At 78.3% G+C, this 4,969-nt stretch carries 2 protein-coding genes; both read left to right on the top strand.

Features of this window, described 5'->3' with window-relative positions:
- A partial coding sequence (locus tag ACFWXO_RS44775) for a ketoacyl-synthetase C-terminal extension domain-containing protein (protein WP_380532868.1) occupies positions 1-2,215 on the top strand: 2,215 nt, incomplete at its 5' end.
- A 103-nt stretch (positions 2,216-2,318) separates the two neighbouring features.
- The coding region (locus tag ACFWXO_RS44770; RefSeq protein ID WP_380532866.1) for a type I polyketide synthase at positions 2,319-4,969 on the top strand (2,651 nt) is incomplete at its 3' end.

The following is a 4,969-nucleotide window of genomic DNA, read 5'->3' as shown; positions in this document are numbered from 1 at the left end:
CCAGCGCGCCCTCGCCCCGGACGGCCGGTGCAAGGCCTTCTCGGCGGCCGCCGACGGGGTCGGCTGGGGCGAGGGCGCCGGACTGCTGGTGCTCGCCCGGCTGTCCGAGGCGCGCCGGGACGGCCGGCGGGTGCTCGCCGTGGTGCGCGGCTCGGCCGTCAACCAGGACGGCGCCTCCAACGGGCTGACCGCGCCCAACGGCCCCGCCCAGGAACGGGTGATCCGCGCCGCCCTCGCCGACGCCCGGCTCGCCACGGCGGACATCGACGCCGTCGAGGCCCACGGCACCGGGACGGCGCTCGGTGACCCGATCGAGGCCCGGGCGCTGCTGCGCACCTACGGACAGCGCTCCGCCGAGCGGCCGCTGTGGCTGGGCTCGCTCAAGTCCAACCTCGGCCACGCCCAGGCCGCCGCCGGGGTGGGCGGGGTGATCAAGACGGTGGAGGCGCTGCGGCGCGGCCGGCTGCCCGCCACCCTGCACGCCGAACAGCCCTCGCCGCACGTGGACTGGGACTCGGGCGCGGTCGCCCTGCTCACCGAGGCCCGCGACTGGCCCCGGGGCGAGCGGCCGCGCCGGGCGGCGGTCTCCTCCTTCGGCCTCGGCGGGACGAACGCGCACGTGATCCTGGAGGAGGCGCCGCCCGAGGAGGCGGGGGAGGCACCGGTGGTCCTGCCGGTGGTGCCGTGGGTGCTCTCGGCCCGGTCCGCCCGGGCCTTGGCGGAGCGGGCGCGCGATCTGCTGGCGCTGGTCGGCGGCCCGGGGACGGCCCCGGACTTCCGGGACGTCGCCCGGGCGCTGGCCACCACCCGGGCGGCGCTGCCGTACCGGGCGGCGGTGGTCGGCGGTACGGCCGCCGAACTCGTCGAGCGACTGGCGGAGTTGGCGGGCACGGTCGCGGCGGACGCGGTCCGCCGGGTACCGGGGGAGGTCCGGCCGGTCCTGCTCTGCCCGGACGGCGACGGGCCCGGGCCGGAGGCGGTGGTTCAACTCCGTGCGGCCTTCCCGGTGTTCGCCGAGGCGTACCAGGAACTGGTCGCCGTGCCCGGCGCCTCGGGCGGCTTCGCCGCGCGGCTGGCGCTCCACCGCCTGTACGCGGCCTGGGGGTTGCGCCCGGCGGCGCTGGTCGGCCGGGGCAGCGGCGCGGTGATGGCCGCGCACCTCGCCGGGGTGCTCCCGGTGCCGGACGCGGTGGCCCTGCTCGCGGCCCGCGAGCGGCTGCTCCGGCAGGGCGGCGGTGCGGCGGCCCGCGCGGAGTTCCGGCAGGAGTCGGCGGCGCTGGCCTTCGCGGCGCCGACCGTGCCGCTGCGGTCTGCCCCGAGCGGTGGCGAGGAGCCGGCCGGGCGGTGGACGGACCCGGAGGCCTGGGCCGAACGCTTCCTGGCGGAGGGCGGGCCGCTGCCGGAGGGGTCGTTGTCGGAGAGGCCGCTGCCGGAGGGGCCGGTGCTGAGCCTGGAACTCGCGCCCGGCGAGGAGGCCCCCTACGCCGTCGTCCGGGAGCTGGCCCGGCTCCACACGGCCGGGGCCGCCGTCGACTGGTCCGCCTTCTTCGCCGGTACCGGCACCCGGCACGTCGACCTGCCGACGTACCCGTTCCAACGCGAGCGCTACTGGCTGGAGCCGATCGCACCCGCGCCCGCCGAGGCCCCGCCCGCCCCGCCCTCCGCCCGGTCGGCGGGCGAGGGCGCGCTCGCCCGGAGCCTGGCTGCCCTCCCCGCCAGGGAGCGGCGCGCCCACCTGCTCGACGCGGTGCGCGCCGAGGCGGCCGCCGTGCTGCGGATCGCCGACCCGGCGACCGTCGAAGTGTCGCGCCCCTTCCGGGAGTTCGGCTTCGACTCGCTCACCGCCGTCCAGCTGCGCAACCGGCTGGCCGCCCTCGCCGGGATCGAGCTGCCGGTCACCGTGCTGTTCAACCACCCCACCCCGGACGCCGTCGCCGACCTCCTGCTCGACCGGCTGTCCGCCGCCGACGGTCCGGACGCCGCCGACGGGCCGGACGCCGCCGACGGGCCGGACGCCGCCGACGGGCCGGACGCGCTCGCCGAAGTCGACCGGCTGGAAGCGGTGCTGGGGCGACTGCCGGCCGGCGGCCCGGAGCTGCTCGCGGTCACCGAACGCCTGCGGGCGCTCCTCGGCCGCTTCGGACGGCTCGAAACCGCCACCAAGGACGAGCTGTTCGACCTCATCGACCACGAGCTCGGCCGGGCCCGTACCTGACCGCACGCCCGGACCTGACCGCATGCCCGTACCTGACCGCGGCTCGCCCGTACCTGATCGCCCGCCCGCCCGGCAGCACGCCCGCCGAGAGAGGAAGCCCAGCATGCCGGACGAGGAGAAGCTCGTCGACTACCTGCGGTGGGTCACCGCCGACCTGCGCGACGCCCGGCGCCGGATCGCCGAACTGGAGTCGTCCCAGGAGGAGTCGTCCCACGACGGGCCGATCGCGATCGTCGGCATGGCCTGCCGCTTCCCCGGGGGCGTCGGCTCGCCCGAGGACCTCTGGCGGCTGGTGCTGGACGGCCGGGACGCCGTCACCCCCTTCCCCGCCGACCGGGGCTGGGACCTCGACGCCCTCTACGACCCCGACCCCGAGACGCCCGGCACCAGCTACGCCCGCGAGGGCGGCTTCCTGGACACCGCCACCCGCTTCGACGCCGGGTTCTTCGGCATCTCCCCGCGCGAGGCCACCGCGATGGACCCGCAGCAGCGGCTGCTGCTGGAGACCGCCTGGGAGCTGTTCGAGCACGCGGGCATCGACCCGACGGTGCTGCGCGGCACCGACGTCGGGGTGTTCGCCGGCGCCACCGAACAGTCCTACCTCGGCCCGGACACCCCGGCCGAGTACGAGGGCTACCTGCTGACCGGGCGGCTGGGCAGCGTGGTCTCCGGCCGGATCGCGTACACCTTCGGCTTCCAGGGCCCGGCCGTCACCGTGGACACCGCCTGCTCCTCCTCCCTGGTGGCGCTGCACCTGGCCGCCCGCTCGCTGCGCTGCGGCGAGTCCTCGCTCGCCCTGGCGGGCGGCGTGACGGTGCTGGCCTCGCCGCTCGGCTTCGTCGACTTCGCCCGCCAGCGCGGCCTGGCGCCGGACGGCCGCTGCAAGTCCTTCGCCGCGGCGGCGGACGGCACCGGCTGGGCCGAGGGCGCCGGGCTGGTCCTGCTGGAGCGGCTCGCCGACGCCCGCCGGCACGGGCACCGGGTGCTCGCCGTGCTGCGCGGCTCGGCCGTCAACCAGGACGGCGCCTCCAACGGGCTGACCGCGCCCAACGGCGCCGCCCAGGAGCGGGTGATCCGCCGCGCCCTGGCCGACGCCGGACTCACCCCGGCCGAGGTCGACGCCGTCGAGGGCCACGGCACCGGCACCCGGCTCGGCGACCCGATCGAGGCGCAGGCCCTGCAAGCCGTCTACGGCGCGGACCGCCCGGCCGGGCGAGCGCTGCTGCTCGGCTCGGTCAAGTCCAACCTCGGGCACGCCACGGCCGCCGCCGGGATCGGCGGGGTGATCAAGACGGTGCAGGCGCTGCGCCACGGCGTGCTGCCCGCCACGCTCCACGTGGACGCGCCGACGCCGCTGGTCGACTGGCGGGCGGGCGGGGTCGAGCTGCTCACCGAGCAGCGCCCCTGGCCGCGGACCGACGGCCCGCGCCGGGCCGGCGTCTCGGCCTTCGGGGTGAGCGGGACCAACGCCCACCTGGTGCTGGAACAGGCACCGGAGGAGGACCCCGAGCCGGACCCCGACGGACTCCCCGCCGTGCCCTGGCTGCTCTCCGCCGCCACGCCCACCGCGCTGCGCGCCCAGGCCGTCCGGTTGCTGGCGCACCTGGAGCGGCACCCCGACACCCCGCCCCGCGCCGTCGCCGAGGCCCTGGCCGGGCGGCCCGCGCTCAAGCACCGGGCGGCCGTGGTGGGCGCCGACCGGGACGAGCTGACGAGCCGTCTGCGGGCACTCGCCGACGAAGCGCCCGTGACGTCGGTGGCGTCCGTGACGTCCGTGACGTCCGGGGCGCCCGTACGGCCCGGCCGGCTCGCCTTCCTCTTCCCCGGGCACGGGTCCCAGCGGCCGGAGCAGGGGAGGGAGCTGTACCGGGCGTTCCCGGCCTTCGCGACGGCCTTCGACGAGGTCGGCGCCGCACTGGACCCGCACCTGCCCGTGCCGCTCGCCGCCGTCCTGGCCGGCGGGGGAGAGCTGGAGCGCTTCGGCTACGCCCAGGCGGCGGTGTTCGCCTTCGAGGTGGCGCTGTTCCGGCTGCTGGAGTCCTTCGGGGTACGGCCCGACGTGGTGGCCGGACACTCGGCCGGGGAACTCGCGGCCGCCCATGTCGCCGGAGTGCTGTCGCTGCCGGACGCCGCGACCGTCCTCGCCGTCCGGGGCCGGCTGGTCGAGGCGCTGCCCGCCGACGCGGCGGTGGTCGCCCTGGAGGTCTCCGAGGCCGAGGCGGTCGACCTGCTGGCCCGGCACGGCCGCCGGGTCTCGTTGGCGGCCGTGAACGGTCCCGCCTCGGTGGTGGTGTCCGGCGAGGCCGACGCGGTGGGCGCCGTCGCCGCCGAGGCCGAACAGCGCGGCCGCCGCACCCGCCGCCTGGCGATCAGCCGGGCCGTGCACTCCGCCGGACTGGACCCGGTGCTCGCCGAGTTCCGACGCGCCGTGGCAGCCGTTTGGCCGGGGGACACCCGGACGGCCGCGCCGACGCTGCCGCTGGTGTCCACCGTGACCGGCCGCCCCGCCACCGCCGAGGAGCTGCGCTCCCCGGACCACTGGACGGCGCACCTGCGCCGGCCGGTGCGCTTCCTCGACGCCGTCCGCGCCCTGGCCGCCCAGGGCGTCGGCACCGCGCTGGAGGTGGGCCCGGACGCGGTGCTGTCGCCGCTGGTCGCCGCCTGCCTCGCCGACGGCGACCGGCAGGTCACGGCGGTGGGGCGCGCCCCGGCCGGGGGCCCCCGCGGGGCCCCCCCCACGACTACCTGCGCGCG

It is taken from the genome of Kitasatospora sp. NPDC059088 (genome assembly GCF_042738155.1).
GTDB lineage: Bacteria > Actinomycetota > Actinomycetes > Streptomycetales > Streptomycetaceae > Kitasatospora.
Note: the sequence above shows the minus strand (reverse complement) of the source record. Positions and strands in the feature narration are given on the sequence as shown.